The following is a 15,200-nucleotide window of genomic DNA, read 5'->3' on the forward strand; positions in this document are numbered from 1 at the left end:
GTGTCGGTATCGGTGTCGGTGGGGCGTTTTCGGTTGGTGTGAAGGTGTGGGCGGGATAGCTGTCAGCGGGTGTCTTGGAACGTTAAGTTACGCTGCTGTGCGGCACCCCGGCAGTGCTTTCGTGTGACGATCGTAGGCCCGTGTGAACGGCTCGAATGTCAGGACGGTGGTAGTGTGCGCGCCTCGCTCATCCAGATCGGTGTAGAAGAGGGCGAATCGGTCGAATCGCGCAGGCGGCGCGTGGCCTCCCTCGTACGGGACGAGGCCGGAGCCGATCTCGTCGTACTGCCCGAGCTGTGGACGACCGGGGCTTTCGCGTACGAACTGTTCGCCACCGAGGCCGAGGCGCTGGACGGTCCGACGTACGAGGCGATGGCGAAGGCGGCGAGCGACGCGGGCGTGTGGCTGCACGCCGGGTCGATCCCGGAACGGGACCCTGATGGTCCGCTGTACAACACCTCCCTCGTCTTCTCCCCCGCCGGTGACCTGGCCGCCGCCTACCGCAAGATCCACCGCTTCGGCTTCGACAAGGGCGAGGCCGTGCTGATGGGCGCGGGCACGGAACTGGTGACCGTCTCCCTCCCCGGGACCACGGTCGGCATCGCCACCTGCTACGACCTCCGTTTCCCCGAACTCTTCCGCGGCCTTGTCGACGCGGGTGCCGAGACGATCGTCATCTCGGCGGGCTGGCCGGAGCGGCGGCGCGCCCACTGGACGCTGCTGGCTCAGGCGCGGGCGGTCGAGAACCAGGCGTACGTCCTCGCGTGTGGAACGGCCGGTACGCATGCGGGAGTTCCGCAGGCCGGGCACTCGATCGTGGTCGATCCGTGGGGTGAGGTGCTGGCGGAGGCGGGTGGGGGCGAGGAGGTTCTGCGGGTCGAGTTCGATCCCACGAAGGTGGGGGAGACCCGGGAACAGTTCCCGGCGCTGAAGGACAGGGTGCTGGGGGTGGCGGTTCCGCGCCGCCACTGATGCGACGCGGGGCCGAGGGTTTCTCGCCCCCGCCGCCCCTACCCGTCCCGATCCTGTCCCTGGGGGCTGCGCCCCCAGACCCCCGCTTCGGCCCTGAAGGGGCCTCGTCCTCAAACGCCGGACGGGCTGAAATGCCGGGCCTGAGCTGAGATGACGGCGGGGGCGGGTGGGTGGGAAACAGGGCCCGGGGTGAATGGGCCTTGCCTTTGGACGCCGGACGGGCTGGGTTCGCCTCAGTCCTCCGTTCGTTCCTTCTCCGCCAGGTGGATCACGCAGACCGCCACCGCGATCAGCAGCGCCGGATCCGCGTCGTCCCGTACGACATCGACCCCGTACGTCTCCCGGATGTGCAGCCAGCGGCGGGAGATCTGGGCGAGGAGTTCGCCGTCGTAGTCGACCGCGAACTCCCGGTCCAGGATCTTTCCGCTGACGTCCAGTTCCGTGCCGTCCACCAACGACACCCGGTAGTGGTTGCGCAGCAGTGACAGGCGTTTGCGTCTGATCGTCGCCAGCGGGTCGCCGTCCCGTTCGATCACCATCGTGTCCCGCAGGGCGAGCATCTTCTTGTGGATGTCGATCAGCACCCGCCCCTGCGTGTCCTTCAGCTCGAAGGTGTCCCGCAGCCGCATCGCCTTGCCGTCGACCAGGTACACCTTGTTGCCGTGCTGGTCCTCGATCCAGTAGTCGTCGCCGAAGCCGAGCAGCCGGTCGCGTACGAGGAATCTCATGTACTCACCGCTTCCCCGCGAAGGGGTCCGAAACGCCGTCTGTAGGCCGATGGGCTGAGACCCGTCTCGCGGCGGAGCCGGGAGCGCAGGTTCGCCGCGGTGCCGAGGCCGCTGCGTGCCGCGACCACGTCGAGGCGTTCCTCCCCGCGTTCGATGAGCCGGCGGGCGAGGGTCACCCGCTCCGCGGTCAGCCAGGCCAGCGGTGTCGTGCCGAGCTGGGCCTGGAAGCGGCGGTGGAGCGTGGCGGGTGAGACCGACGCCCGGGCCGCCAGACCGGTCACCGTCAGCGGTTCGGGCAGCCGTTCCTGGGCCCAGGCAAGCAGCGGACCCAGCGACTCGTCCGGGACGGCGGGCACCGGCCGCTCCACGAACTGGCGTTGCCCGCCGTCCCGGTGGGCGGCGAACACCAGGCGCCGGGAGACCGCGTTGGCGACCTCGGCGCCATGGTCCGTACGCCAGATGTGCAGCCCGAGATCGAGCGCGGCGGCACTGCCCGCGGCGGTCAGGATGTCGCCCTCGTCCGTGAACAGCACGTCGGGCTCCAGCAGGACCCGGGGGTGCAGCCGCCTGAAGGTGTCGGACCAGAGCCAGTGCGTTGTCGCCCGGCGGCCGTCGAGCAGCCCTGCCTCCGCGAGCGCGAAGCTTCCCGTGCACAGGCTCACGACACGTGCCCCGCGCGTGTGGGTGCGCCGTACCGCGTCGAGTACGGCGTCGCCGCGCGGTACGACGTTGTCCGGGCGGCCCGGCACGACGAGGGTGTCGGCCTCGTCCACGGCGTCCAGACCGGCCATCCCGGTGAGGGTGAGGAAGCCGTGGTTCATCCGGACCTCGGAGGTCGGTGCGCACACCGTCACCTCGTACAGCGGCCCCGGCAGGCCGAGTTCGGGACGCGGAAGCCCGAACAGCTCGGTCGCGACACCGACCTCGAACGGGTTGGTGCCCTCGTCGACGATCACGGCGACGCGGTGAGGTCGTGGGCGAGGTTGAGAGGATCCTTGCGGCATGCGCGATTTCTAGCACTCGTGGAGTGCTCGGGTCACGTCCGACGATGGGCTCATGGCATCCATCGGCAGGTCCAGCAGGTCGTCCACGACGACGTCCATCGAGGGGAGCGGCGAACCCGTCTCCCTCTCCGCCGCCCTGGCTTCCTTCAGCGCGGTGTGGAGCCCGCGCATCGTCACCACCGTCAACGACTACGACGTACGCGTCGCGAAGGTCGAGGGCGAGCACGTCTGGCATGTGCACGAGGGCACCGACGAGTTCTTCCTGGTCCTGGACGGTGAACTGCACATCGCCCTGCGGGAGCCGGCCGGTGAGCGCACGGTCGTGCTCCCGAAGGGCTCGGCCTTCACCGTCCCCCGCGGCACGGAGCACAAGCCGTACGCCCCGGGCCGCACCGAGATCCTCGTCCTCGAACCCACCGGCACCCTCAGCGTGGGCGACCGGCACGACGACGTGCCCGGCCATGTGGATGTCACGACGGGGCACGCCCTGTTGTAGGAACAGGAGCCACGGGACGACCGCTCTGGCTCAGCCCCGGTACCGGTCGTCGTCGATCACGGTCGTCGAGGGCGGTATCACTACCCGCCTGCGCCGGGCCACACTGCGGAAGGCCAGGGCACCGATCACTCCGACGATCATCAGGATGACGCCGACCAGGTCGAGGTTGACACCCTGCATCTCCCAGTCGGTGGCGAAGGTGAGGATGGCTCCCACGGCGATGAGGATGATGCATCCGCCGAGGCTCATGAGTGTTGCCTCCCTGTCGGGTCCGGTCGCGCCGGAGGTTCCGGTTGTTCCGGAGTTTCCGGGTGCCCGGACCTGGGACAGGTATGCGTGGTTGCCCAACTGCACTGCCCAACTACCCTTCCAGGAACGCCACGAGCGCGTTGGCGAGCAGGTGCGGGTCGTCGGCGCCGCACAACTCCCGCGCACTGTGCATCGACAGGATCGGCACCCCGATGTCGACCGTCTTGATGCCGTGCCTCGCGGCGGTGATCGGGCCGATCGTCGTGCCGCAGGGCATGGAGTTGTTGGACACGAAGTTCTGGAACGGGACGCCGGCCTTCTCGCAGGCCGCCGCCCAGACCGCGCGGCCCGAACCGTCCGTGGCGTAGCGGTTGTTGACGTTGACCTTGAGGATCGGGCCGCCGTTGACACGCGGGTGGTGCGTCGGGTCGTGCCGCTCCGCGTAGTTGGGGTGGACGGCGTGGCCCGTGTCGGAGGAGAGACAGACGGCGCCCGCGAACGCCCTCGCCCTGTCCTCGTACGACCCTCCGCGCGCGAACACCGAACGCTCCAGCACGCCGCCGAGCAGCGGGCCGTCCGCGCCCGTGTCGCTCTGCGAGCCGTTCTCCTCGTGGTCGAAGGCCGCGAGGACCGGGATGTACGGCAGCGTCCCGTCGCCGGTGGCGGCGCTCGCCGCCACGGACGCGAGAGCCGCCGTGGCGGCGTGCACGGACAGGAGGTTGTCCATGCGCGGGCCGGCGACGAGTTCGCGGTCGCGGCCCAGGTACGCGGGCGGTTCGATGGAGTGGACCATCAGGTCCCAGCCGGTGACCTCGCCCGCCGGGAGTCCGGACTCCTGTTCGAGGAAGGCGATCAGGTCGCCCTCGCGGACATCGTCCGACATGCCCCAGATCGGCTGCATATGACGCTGCTTGTCGAGCTTCAGCCCGTCGGTGTTCACGGCCCGGTCGAGGTGGATGGCGAGCTGGGGGACTCGCATGAGGGGCCGGTCGATGTTCACCAGGCGCGACGTGCCGTCCCGGAGAGCGAGGCGGCCCGCCAGACCGAGGTCGCGGTCGAGCCAGGAGTTGAGCAGCGGTCCGCCGTAGATCTCGACGGCGACCTGGCGCCAGCCGTGTCCACCGAGGTCCGGCACCGGCTTGACGCGCAGGTTGGGGGAGTCGGTGTGGGCGCCGACGATCCGGAAGGGGGTGTGCGGCGCGGCTCCCTCAGGGACGTACCAGGCCACGATCGCGCCGCCGCGCAGCACGTACTTGCCGCCGCTCCCCGCCGCGGAGGCCGCCGATGTCTCCGCGTCCCAGGCGTCCGTCTCGGCGACCTGACGGAAGCCGGCCTTCTCCAGCCGCTCGGCGGTGTTCGCCACGGCGTGGTACGGCGACGGACTCGCCGCCAGGAAGGACATCAAGTCGTCGGTGTGGCCGCGGTCGAAGCGGTGGGGTGCGCTCATGGGGTTCACCTTAACGACGTAATAGCGCCCGCTCCCTGGGATGGTGAGCGGGCTCTCGTAACGGGGATGTGAAGGCCGGACAACTGGCCCGTGAGTCAGTTTCCGGACTGCGGACGGACCGTGGGGATGTGTCCTGGTTCAGCAGGACGGCGGCCCGCCCCCGGAGTTGATCCGGGTGCGGGCCGCCGTGCCTGGCCTGTCGTAGGTGTCCGTCCGGCTCAGAAAGCCGCCTCGTCCAGCTCCATCAGGTCGAGGTCCACGCCCGCCGCGAGCTTGCGGGCGCCGGTGACGCCCGGGAGGACGCTCGCCGCGAAGAACTTCGCCGCCGCGATCTTGCCCGTGTAGAACGGGACGTCCTTCGCCGACGCCGTACGAAGCTTCTCGGCGGCGACCGCGGCGCCCTTGAGGAGCAGGTAGCCGACGACGACGTCGCCCGAAGCCATCAGCAGGCGCGTGGTGTTGAGGCCCACCTTGTAGATGTTCTTGACGTCCTGCTCGGTCGCCGCGAGGTCCGTCAGCATCAGGCCGACGATCGCCTCCAGCTCGACGGCCGCCTTGGCGAGCTGCTCGCGCGCCACCGCCAGGTCCTCGCCGCCCGTGCCCGGCGCGAGGAACTTCTTGATGTCCTCGGCAAGGGAGTTGAGGGCCGCGCCCTGGTTGCGGACGATCTTCCGGAAGAAGAAGTCCTGGCCCTGGATCGCGGTCGTGCCCTCGTACAGGGTGTCGATCTTGGCGTCGCGGATGTACTGCTCGATCGGGTACTCCTGGAGGAACCCGGAGCCGCCGAAGGTCTGGAGCGACTGGGCGAGCTGCTCGTAGCCCTTCTCGGAGCCGTAGCCCTTCACGATCGGGAGCAGGAGGTCGTTCATGGCCTCCAGGGCGGCGGTGTCCTCGCCGGCCGCCTCCTTGACCTGGATGTCGTCCTGCACGGCCGCGGTGTGCAGCACCAGCGCGCGCATGCCCTCGGCGTACGCCTTCTGCGTGATCAGCGAGCGGCGGACGTCCGGGTGGTGCGTGATGGTGACCTTGGGCGCCGTCTTGTCCATGAAGTTGGCGAGGTCCGGGCCCTGGACGCGCTCCTTGGCGTACTCCAGGGCGTTGAGGTAGCCGGTCGACAGCGTCGAGATGGCCTTCGTGCCGACCATCATCCGGGCGAACTCGATGATCCGGAACATCTGGCGGATGCCGTCGTGCTTGTCACCGATCAGCCAGCCCTTGGCCGGGTGCCGGTCGCCGAAGGTCATCTCGCAGGTGTTGGAGGCCTTGAGGCCCATCTTGTGCTCGACGTTCGTCGCGTACACGCCGTTGCGCTCGCCCAGCTCGCCGGTCTCGAAGTCGAAGAGGAACTTCGGTACGAGGAAGAGGGACAGGCCCTTGGTGCCGGGGCCGTGGCCCTCCGGCCGCGCGAGGACGTAGTGGAGGATGTTCTCCTCCATGTCGTGCTCACCGGAGGTGATGAACCGCTTCACGCCCTCGATGTGCCAGGAGCCGTCCTCCTGCTGAACCGCCTTGGTGCGGCCGGCGCCCACGTCCGAGCCGGCGTCCGGCTCGGTGAGGACCATCGTCGAGCCCCAGGTCCTGTCGACCGCGATCTGGGCGATCTTCTTCTGTACGTCGTTGCCCTCGTCGAAGAGGATGCCGGCGAACGCCGGGCCGGAGGCGTACATCCACACGGCCGGGTTCGAGCCGAGCAGCAGCTCCGCGTACGCCCAGATCAGGGAGCGGGGGGCGGTGGTGCCGCCGATCTCCTCGGGCAGGCCGAGACGCCAGTACTCCGAGTCCATGAAGGCCTTGTAGCTCTTCTTGAAGGACGCCGGTACGGGCGCGGTGTTCGTCTCGGGGTCGAAGACCGGCGGGGTGCGGTCGCCGTCCGTGAAGGACTCCGCCAGCTCGTTCTCCGCGAGGCGCGTCATCTCCCCGAGGATGCTCCTGGCGGTGTCCGTGTCCATCTCCGCGAACGGACCGGTGCCGTACAGCTTGTCGCGCCCGAGGACCTCGAAGAGGTTGAACTCGATGTCGCGGAGATTCGACTTGTAGTGCCCCATGGCGACTGCTCCGTAGAGAGATCGGCGAGGCACTGGCTCCTCGCGCCTAATTCATACCGACTGGTAGCTACCTTGCCACGATGATGCTACCCGCCGGTAATAAGACGCAACCCCAACCGGTCACATGTGATGCGTTACGCGCCCGAAGTCATGCGAACGGCCCGCGAATGGTCTAGACCGGAATGGTGAGGGTGGCCGTGTATCCCTTGTCCACGCTGCCTTCCACGGTCGCCATCTGCTGGCCGTAGCCGTCGCTGAAGACCATGTCGGTCTTCAGGGAGAGCTGACCGAGGTTGTCCACGCTCCGGCTGTAGCCGTCCGTCGCGTACACCGTGTCGCAGACGTCCTTCGGGAACGCCAGCTGCGAGGTGTTCGTCACCGACGTGGCCGCGGTCGCGTCCTCCAGGCCGCCGTAGACCTCGAAGTGGATGTGCGGCCAGCGGCCCGGGTAGCAGCCCGGGAAGATACTCGTGAAGGTGACCTGCCCCTTGTCGTCCGTCTCCTGGACGCCCCGGAGGTAGTTCTCGTCGGTCACTCCCTCCGTATAGAGGGAGTAGTCGCCCGCGCGGTCGCACTGCCACAGGTAGACGGCGGCGCCCACCTTGGGGGTTCCGCAGCCGGAGGCCGCGTCGACGACGGTGAGCGTGACCGTGAGCGGCACGCCCTCGGCCCTGCCCCCCGCCGAGTTCCCGAAACTGGACCTGATGTCGCTGCGGACGACTCCGCTCTCCTTGAGCACGTTCACCCCGTTCGAACCGTCGCCCGGATAGGGGCCGGCGGTCTCCTCCGGGATGGTCGCGCACTCGGCGGACGAGGACGAGGACGAGGAGGCCGTGCCGCTGGACGAGGGGGCGGAGGAGGCGGAGGTGGACGTGGAGTCGTCGGCGGTACAGCCCACGAGCGGCACCAGGCCCGCGCCGGCCAGCAGGCGGATCATCCGGCGGCGGGCGAGGACGGGAAGGTCGTAGGAGAGGCCTCTGTCGTGCTCGTGGACCCCGTCGTCCGCGTGGTCTGCGTGGTCATGATGCCCATGTCCGCTCATGGCCGTCTCCCTCTGCCTGTGCCCGCCGGGGACTGCGCGGGCTTTGCCGCTGCCTGATCGAAACTTTGTTGAAGTTGACAGTATGAGCGCCCGCGGTGGCAAACAGGGCCGCGCCCATGGACTCCTCAGGGGGCGGGCCGGTCGCGCCGGCCGCGAGCAGGGGACCGGGCCGCCCCCACTCCGCCGCGGTCTCGGTACTCTTGCGCCATGTACGGCTATGACCAGAACGCCGGAGCGCAGCAGCAGTACGCCCAGCCGCAGCAGCAGATGCCGGGCGGGTACGGGCAGCAGCAGCCGCTGTACCCCGAGCCGTCCCCGCCGTCCCTCGCGGACGCGGTGCGCGCCTTCACGACGGGCTCGCTCTCGGCCGAGGACTTCCAGCAGGTCTTCGCCACGTCGAAGGTGTACTGCCCGCGCGGCGACAACCCCGGGTTCCTGGCGCTGCACAACACCCAGCAGCCGGTGATCCCGATGTTCACCTCGCTGAAGGAACTGCGCCGCTACGCCGGCAAGGAGTCCAAGTACTTCGTGATCACCGGCGCCGAAGTCATCGACCTGCTGCCCACGGGCTACGGCTTCGTCGTGGACATGGAGGGCGAGCACCGCATGGTGTTCGACGCGAAGGCGGTCGAGCAGATGGTGGAGTTCGCGATGCGCAGGATGTACGGCTGACAGCCGTTCCTCCCGTTTCCTCCGCTCCCCCTCCGGATACCGCCCGCCGGAAATCCCTTTCCCCGCGCCGAAATCGTTGTCTTCGCTGCCGGAAAACCCCTCCGTGATTGTCACAGGCATGCCATAGGGTTCCTTTTGGCAGCCGCGCCCCACTGGCCACCGCTTCGGGCGGTCGCGTCTGGGTGTCGCGCGGCGCTCTCAGCTCCCGGTGATCCGGGTTCCTTGTGGGGGGTTCATTACTGTGCGTATGCGCAGCACTTCGACCGCGACCGCGCTCGCGGTTCTCTTCAGTTCGGTGGCACTGAGCGTTGCCACGACCGGTTCGGCCTCGGCCGCCGTCGCCACCGTGCAGTCACCCGGCGGCATCGTCGCTGACGCGACCCTCAAGCGGGTATTCGTCGGCGACAGCGGCAACGGCCGTGTGGTGGCGGCGAATTACTCGGGCACCGTCGTCGCCACCGTCGGCGGCTTCGGCTCGGTCGCCGACCTGGCACTGTCCGACGACGGACGCACCCTGTACGCGTCCCTGCCCGCGCGGCACCAGATCGTGGCTCTCGACCCGGCCACCCTGCTCATCAAGGCCCGCTACTCGGTTCCCACCGACACCGGACCGGGATACCTCGCCTTCACCGGCGGCAAGCTCTGGTTCAGCTACGGCGACCAGTGGGACGGGAACCTGGGCTCGGTCGACCCGAACTGGACCGACACTCCGGCCCCGACACCGACGCCGACCTCGACGTCCGTAGAGCCGACGTCGCCGCCGACCGAGGCGCCGACGTCGCCCGCACCGGACCCGTCCGACGACCCGAGCACGGAGCCGTCCGCGGAGCCGTCCACCGAGCCGTCCGTGGAGCCGACGACGGAGCCGTCGCCCGACCCCTCGGCCGAGCCCACGTCCCCCACCCCGTCCCCGGAGACCTCGGCCGACTCCTCGTCCGACCCGTCCGGCTCCTCCGACTCGTCCGCCGCGGCTCGGGCGGCCGTGGCCGAGGCCGGCCCGGTGTCGATGGAACAGTTCCCCGCAGGCAACAACCTCGGCATCTGGGGCCAGGGGCTCCTCGACGCGAGCGCGTCGGCGCCAGGTCTGCTGGCCGTCGGTGAGACCGGCCTGTCCACGTCCTCCATGGCCGTCGTCGACGTCTCCGGAGCGACGCCCCGGCTGACCGCCTGGCACAACGGCGACTACACGCTCAACCAGGGCATCGGCGACGTCGACCTCGTCCCCGGCGCCGCGCAGGTACTGGTCAACGGCACGGACCGGGACGCCTACGCGAACGGTTCGTTCACCAAGGCGGGCGCCTACCCGGGCGGCCAGAGCGCCGACATCGCCCCGAACGGCCTGATCGCCCAGGTCACCGGTACCAAGGTGGCCGTCTACCGGCCGAACGCCACGAGGCCGCTCCGTGCATACCCGACCGGTACGTACGGCACCGCCGACCTGGCCTGGGCACCCGACTCCTCGCGGATCTTCGCCGTGGTCGGTACCGGCAGCGGCTACACCCTCAAGGCGCTCACCGACCCGACGAAGAACGTCCCGACCCTGACGGTGAACGCTCCGTCGAAGGCCACCCGCGCCAAGAAGCTCACGGTCTCCGGCAAGCTGTCGGCGACGGTCGCGCTGCCGGCCGGCGTCAAGCTGAAGGTCACCCGTACCGACCTGGAGGCCCCGAACGGCAGGGCGCTGCCGTCGGTCGCGGTGAAGTCGAACGGCACGTACTCGTTCACGGACACCCCGCCGGCCGGTGGCACGGTCACCTACAAGGTGGCGTACGCGGGCGACGCCGCGCACACTCCGGTCAGCGTCTCCGACAAGGTCGCGGTCACCCGCACGGCACCGACGCTGACGCTGAACAACAACAAGAAGCTCTACAACTACGGCACCGACGTCAGGTTCACCGCGCACCTGGGCAGGACGTACAAGAACCGTACGGTCGAGATCTGGGTGGACCCGCACGGCACGGACAAGCCGAACAAGCTGATCAGGTCGGCCAAGGTCAACTCCGCCGGTGACCTCGCGGTGACCGTGGACATGACCCGCGACACGACCGTCACCGCGGTCTACAAGGGTGACGCCCGCTTCGCGCCGAAGACGGCCAAGGTCACGTCGTACGCGCACGTGCGGATCTCCACGGCCGTGTCCCGGCACTACAAGACGGGCAAGATCGGCTCGACCTCGTACTACTGGTTCCACAAGAACACCAACCCGGTGCTGACGACCTCGATGCCCTACTACCCGGGCCGCGAGCAGCGCTTCGACCTTCAGGTCTACTTCGAGGGCACGTGGTACGACGCCGAGCCCCAGTACTTCGGGATCGGTACGAACGGCAAGTCGGCGGTCGAGCTCGTGGCGCCCGGCGAGTCGGGCATCCGGGCCCGGGTGCGGTCGTCCTACGTCGACGGTGCCTCCGGTGACAACGTGAACTCGACGACGTACGGATCCTGGAAGTACCTGTACTTCAGCAACTAGTCCTGCAAGTACCAGCCCAGCCGACCCCCGGTCGGTTGAGAAGGCCCGGAGGGAATGCCCTCCGGGCCTCCTCTGTTAGGGGTAGCAGGAAGTTCAATAATCAACTAAACTGGCCGCACAAGGAGGTCCCGACATGCCTGCAGTGACCGTCGAGAACCCGCTGACCCTGCCCCGTGTGGCCGCTCCGGCCGACGCCGTGGCACGCCCCGTGCTCACCGTGACGACCGCGCCGAGCGGTTTCGAGGGCGAGGGATTCCCGGTGCGCCGGGCGTTCGCCGGGATCGCCTACAAGCACCTCGACCCGTTCATCATGATGGACCAGATGGGTGAGGTGGAGTACGCGCCGGGCGAGCCCAAGGGCACCCCCTGGCACCCCCACCGTGGCTTCGAGACCGTCACCTACATCATGGACGGGATCTTCGACCACCAGGACTCGCAGGGTGGCGGCGGCACCATCACCAACGGGGACACCCAGTGGATGACGGCCGGCTCGGGCCTCCTCCACATCGAGGCTCCCCCGGAATCCCTGGTCATGTCCGGCGGCCTCTTCCACGGCATCCAGCTGTGGGTGAACCTCCCGGCCAAGGACAAGATGATGGCCCCGCGCTACCAGGACATCCGCGGTGGCCAGGTCCAGCTCCTCACGTCCCACGACGGCGGCGCGCTCCTGCGCGTCATCGCCGGTGAGCTGGACGGTCACGAGGGCCCCGGTATCACCCACACCCCGATCAGCCTGGTCCACGCCACGCTGGCCCCGGGCGCGGAGGTCACTCTCCCCTGGCGCGAGGACTTCAACGGACTGGCGTACGTCCTCGCGGGCCGCGGCAGTGTCGGCGCGGACCGGCGCCCGGTCCACAAGGGCCAGACGGCGGTCTTCGGGGCGGGCTCGTCCCTGACGGTCCGCGCGGACGAGGAGCAGGACGCGAACTCCCCGGACCTGGAGGTCGTACTCCTCGGCGGACAGCCGATCCGTGAGCCGATGGCCCACTACGGCCCGTTCGTGATGAACACGAGGGCCGAGCTCGAGCAGGCCTTCGAGGACTTCCAGAAGGGCCGCCTGGGGACTGTCCCGGCGGTGCACGGAATGTCCGAGGGCGGTCAGTAGGTTTCCTGAGAAGTCCAGGCAGCCCGACCAGCAGCTAGCAGGTACGCGACAGCCCTGCCCGATCCGATGATCCGGGCGGGGCTTTCGTTTGTTCCGCTCTGCCTCAGGTGGGCAGGTGGGCAGGTGGGCGAGGAACCACAAAAGAGGCTCGGGTTCCGGAGCTCGAAGCTCAAGTTCCTGCGGCGTACGTGATGAAGGCGTTCCAGGCGTCCGGGGGGACCGCGAACCGAGGGCTCCGAGTGCCGAGCTTCGAGTCGCGGACGTGGATGGCCAGGCGGCAGGGGGCGACTTCCACGCAGGCGTCCTCGAAGTCGCCGCTGTGGCTGGACTTGCGCCAGGGCAGTTCGGCGCTCATGGCTTCTCCGTCAACTTCCGTCCGAGGGCGGGATGTGGTTCTCCGGCGGCCGGGCTGTGCGGTCCGGTACGGTACGAAAAGGCCCGAAGCCGCAACTCTGTTTTGCGGCTTCGGGCCTGTCTGTTTCGCCGGGTTCGGTTACGGCAGCACGTAGATCGGTGCGCCATCCGGAGCGCATCCGATCTGGCGGACGCAGCCCCGCTTGAGCAGCATCCGCACGCAGTCGTGGACACGGTCGTGCGGCAGCCCGGTGCGAGTGGCGATCTCCTCCAGGCGGTAACTGGCCTCACCGTGCACGAGCGCCGGGGCCAGGTAGGCCGCCACGGCGTGGATGTCGTCGGTGACGACCAGGTTCTTCGCCTTCCAGGTGGCGAGGAGCTGCTGGGGCGTCAACTCCGGTACAGGGGTGGGGTGGGGGCGGTTCGTGGCGGAGTGCTTGAGGGACTGGGCGATGTCCCGCAGCGCGTCGGCCATCATGAGCTGGCTGTGGCCGATCTGGCGCAGCAGGTCGTTCCGCTCTCCCGCGAAGGCTGCCAGGGCCTCGTCCATCTGCATGTTTCGCTCTTCGAGGCGCACGATCGCGTCGGTGACCTGCTGGGGCATGAGGTAGGCGGTGCCGCCGGTGGGGGCGGGCTGTACGGGGGCCGGTTCGAGGGAGTAGGAACCGTTGCGTTGCAGGGTGGCGATGACCTCGGAGACCCAGGCCTTGAAGGGCTGTGATTCCGGCTTCGTGCAGCCGTTGACGAGCTGGATGAGCCCGCGAAGATTCACCATCTTCATGTGCTTCTTCAGCCCGTGACCTGCAATCTTGCGCGAACCGTCGGTCCTGTCGACGGTTGGTGCAAGTTCGGCCAGCGATGTTGTGTGCTCTTGGGCGACGCCGTGGCGCAGGGCATCCCGCGTGTTTGCGTAGCCAAGCTCGCCGGCCACATCCGCAGCCGGGAACCAGTGTTCCCCGTCCGGCATCGTCAGCCTCCGCACCCGCGACCCCGTGGCCGCGAACACGAAGTCGCTGATGTCGATCGCGTCCTGCCGCTGTGCCGTCGACTCGTCCGACGGCGTGTTGTTGTTCTGCTCGTACATCGAGCATCACCTCCGCCTCGGAAAGTAGGCAGACGGTGGACCAACATACGTCTATAGCAAGCTTGTTCATCCTTTAGAGGGATAGAAGCATCGATTCTGCGGCGCGTCACCGCCTGCGCGCCCGCAGCCCCACCCGGGCCTCCCCCACTGCCTGCAATGTCACCGCCGCCGTCACCGGGATGTCCGTGTCCGGTGCCTCGATGTCGTACTCGCGCAGCAGTACCGCCAGGGCCAGGACCGACTCCAGCATCGAGAAGTGGCGGCCGATGCACGCGCGGGGGCCGCCGCCGAAGGGGAGCCACGCGTAGCGGTGGCGGGCGGTCTCCTGGTCGGGGGTGAAGCGGTCCGGGTCGAAGTGGTCGGGGTTGTCCCAGTGGGCCGGGTGGCGGTGGGTGACCCAGGGTGAGATCAGGATGTCCGCGCCCGCCGGGATGACGTGGCCGTCGATCTCCGTCTCCGCCACCGCCCGCCTGCCCATCAGCGGAGCGGCCGGATACAGGCGCATCGTCTCTTTCAGGACCCTGGTCAGGTACGGGAGTTGGTCCATGGTCGCCGCCGTGTACGGCTCCTCCGACGGCAGCGCGTCGATCTCCTGCTGGGCCCGGGCCCTGATCTCGGGGTGGCGGCCCAGGAGGTGGAGGGCGAAGGCCAGTGACGTCGCCGTTGTTTCGTGGCCCGCCAGGAGGAACACCAGGACCTGGTCGCGGAGTTCGGTGGCGTCGAGGCTGCCGTCCTCCTCGTTCTGCGCCTGGGAGAGGAGGGAGAGCAGGTCCTGGGCGGCCTCGTCGGCCGCTTCGCTCCCCTTGCTCCGGCGCGCCGCGATCATCCTGTCGCAGACCTCGTAGACCGCCCGTGTCGCCGTCTCCGCACGTCTGTTGGACGGGGTGGGCCAGGTGCGCGGGACCCTGAGCGGTGAGTAGGCGCGCGCCGTGATGTACGCGCTGACCACCGGGAAGTTGGCGTGGATGACGTCCACCGCGGCCTCGACATCCGCGCCGAACAGGACGCGGGCGACGGTGCGCAGCGCCAGCCGGTCCATCTCCCGTACGACGTCCACGTCGGGTCTGTTCCGCCAGCGTTCCGCCGTCGCCTCGGCCTCGCGGGTGATCGTCGCGGCGTAACCGTCGACGCGCTTCTTCGTGAACAGGGGCTGGATCAGGCGGCGTTGGCGGAGATAGTCGTCGTCCTGGCTGGTCAGGAGGCCGTTGCCGCCGGTCTGGCGTATCTCCTCGTAGAAGGCGTTGTCCTTGCGGAAGTTGGCGGCCTGGGTGGCCAGGACCTGCTGGGCGCCCTCGGGGGAGAAGACGCAGTACATGACCGTACGGAGACCGGGCGGGCCGGCCGTTACGCGGACCACGTCGCCGTGCTCCCGCTGGGCGCGGACGAAGGTGGCGAGCGGGTCCCTGCGGAGGTCGAGGGCCGAGCCCAGCAGGGGGTGGCCGGTGGGGCCGGGGACGGGAGCGGTGGTGTGTGTGGTCCCGGGGGCGGTTCTGCGGGCGGTGCGCGTGACGGCCATGGTCGTATCATCTGCTTTT

14 protein-coding genes are annotated in these 15,200 nt (G+C 68.9%); 5 read left to right on the forward strand and 9 right to left on the reverse strand.

The genetic code is table 11. From position 1 onward, the window contains the following. Positions 1–174: 174 nt before the first annotated feature. Positions 175–972, forward strand: coding sequence for a carbon-nitrogen family hydrolase (locus G3I56_RS09140; RefSeq protein ID WP_164408378.1), 798 nt, complete (start codon positions 175–177; stop codon positions 970–972). Between the two features lie 233 nt (positions 973–1,205). Here G3I56_RS09140 and G3I56_RS09145 read toward each other — a convergent pair whose 3' ends face one another. After that, a complete protein-coding gene (locus tag G3I56_RS09145; protein WP_164408379.1) occupies positions 1,206–1,700 on the reverse strand; it encodes an LURP-one-related family protein in 495 nt (164 codons plus the stop codon). Next, a complete protein-coding gene (locus G3I56_RS09150; protein ID WP_164408380.1) occupies positions 1,697–2,704 on the reverse strand; it encodes a helix-turn-helix domain-containing protein in 1,008 nt (335 codons plus the stop codon). Before G3I56_RS09150 ends, G3I56_RS09145 begins: the two co-directional genes overlap by 4 nt. Before the next feature lie 52 nt (positions 2,705–2,756). Here G3I56_RS09150 and G3I56_RS09155 point away from each other — a divergent pair, with 52 nt between their 5' ends. Further along, positions 2,757–3,200: a cupin domain-containing protein gene (locus G3I56_RS09155; RefSeq protein WP_164408381.1), complete on the forward strand. Its 444-nt coding sequence runs from the start codon at positions 2,757–2,759 to the stop codon at positions 3,198–3,200. Between the two features lie 30 nt (positions 3,201–3,230). Here G3I56_RS09155 and G3I56_RS09160 read toward each other — a convergent pair whose 3' ends face one another. The 4 genes from G3I56_RS09160 to G3I56_RS09175 all read right to left on the reverse strand — a co-directional run bounded on the left by G3I56_RS09160 (position 3,231) and on the right by G3I56_RS09175 (position 7,983). Beyond that, a complete protein-coding gene (locus G3I56_RS09160; protein WP_164408382.1) occupies positions 3,231–3,449 on the reverse strand; it encodes a DUF6458 family protein in 219 nt (72 codons plus the stop codon). A gap of 112 nt (positions 3,450–3,561) precedes the next feature. Then, positions 3,562–4,896, reverse strand: coding sequence for a M18 family aminopeptidase (locus tag G3I56_RS09165; protein WP_164408383.1), 1,335 nt, complete (start codon positions 4,894–4,896; stop codon positions 3,562–3,564). Between the two features lie 218 nt (positions 4,897–5,114). Then, positions 5,115–6,941, reverse strand: coding sequence for an acyl-CoA dehydrogenase (locus G3I56_RS09170; RefSeq protein ID WP_164408384.1), 1,827 nt, complete (start codon positions 6,939–6,941; stop codon positions 5,115–5,117). Positions 6,942–7,113: 172 nt separating this feature from the next. After that, positions 7,114–7,983, reverse strand: coding sequence for an intradiol ring-cleavage dioxygenase (locus tag G3I56_RS09175; RefSeq protein WP_164408385.1), 870 nt, complete (start codon positions 7,981–7,983; stop codon positions 7,114–7,116). Between the two features lie 207 nt (positions 7,984–8,190). On the opposite strand from G3I56_RS09175, the gene G3I56_RS09180 reads away from it, so the two are divergent. The 3 genes from G3I56_RS09180 to G3I56_RS09190 all read left to right on the forward strand — a co-directional run bounded on the left by G3I56_RS09180 (position 8,191) and on the right by G3I56_RS09190 (position 12,227). Beyond that, the gene (locus G3I56_RS09180) at positions 8,191–8,655 is read left to right on the forward strand and encodes an SseB family protein (RefSeq protein ID WP_164408386.1); all 465 of its coding nucleotides are present in this window, start codon (positions 8,191–8,193) and stop codon (positions 8,653–8,655) included. Between the two features lie 247 nt (positions 8,656–8,902). After that, positions 8,903–11,122, forward strand: coding sequence for an Ig-like domain repeat protein (locus tag G3I56_RS09185; protein WP_203689494.1), 2,220 nt, complete (start codon positions 8,903–8,905; stop codon positions 11,120–11,122). A 133-nt stretch (positions 11,123–11,255) separates the two neighbouring features. Beyond that, positions 11,256–12,227, forward strand: a complete 972-nt coding sequence (locus G3I56_RS09190) for a pirin family protein (protein WP_164408387.1) — start codon at positions 11,256–11,258, stop codon at positions 12,225–12,227. A gap of 169 nt (positions 12,228–12,396) precedes the next feature. On the opposite strand, the gene G3I56_RS09195 is transcribed toward G3I56_RS09190, so the two are convergent. The 3 genes from G3I56_RS09195 to G3I56_RS09205 all read right to left on the reverse strand — a co-directional run bounded on the left by G3I56_RS09195 (position 12,397) and on the right by G3I56_RS09205 (position 15,181). Continuing rightward, the gene (locus G3I56_RS09195; RefSeq protein ID WP_164408388.1) at positions 12,397–12,582 is read right to left on the reverse strand and encodes a DUF397 domain-containing protein; all 186 of its coding nucleotides are present in this window, start codon (positions 12,580–12,582) and stop codon (positions 12,397–12,399) included. Between the two features lie 138 nt (positions 12,583–12,720). Further along, positions 12,721–13,665 (reverse strand): Bro-N domain-containing protein, encoded by a 945-nt coding sequence (locus tag G3I56_RS09200; protein WP_164408389.1) that lies wholly within the window; start codon positions 13,663–13,665, stop codon positions 12,721–12,723. 106 nt (positions 13,666–13,771) lie between these two features. Then, positions 13,772–15,181: a cytochrome P450 gene (locus G3I56_RS09205; RefSeq protein WP_164408390.1), complete on the reverse strand. Its 1,410-nt coding sequence runs from the start codon at positions 15,179–15,181 to the stop codon at positions 13,772–13,774. Positions 15,182–15,200: the final 19 nt, after the last annotated feature.

The organism is Streptomyces sp. SID12488 (assembly GCF_010548275.1).
Classification (GTDB): Bacteria; Actinomycetota; Actinomycetes; order Streptomycetales; family Streptomycetaceae; genus Streptomyces.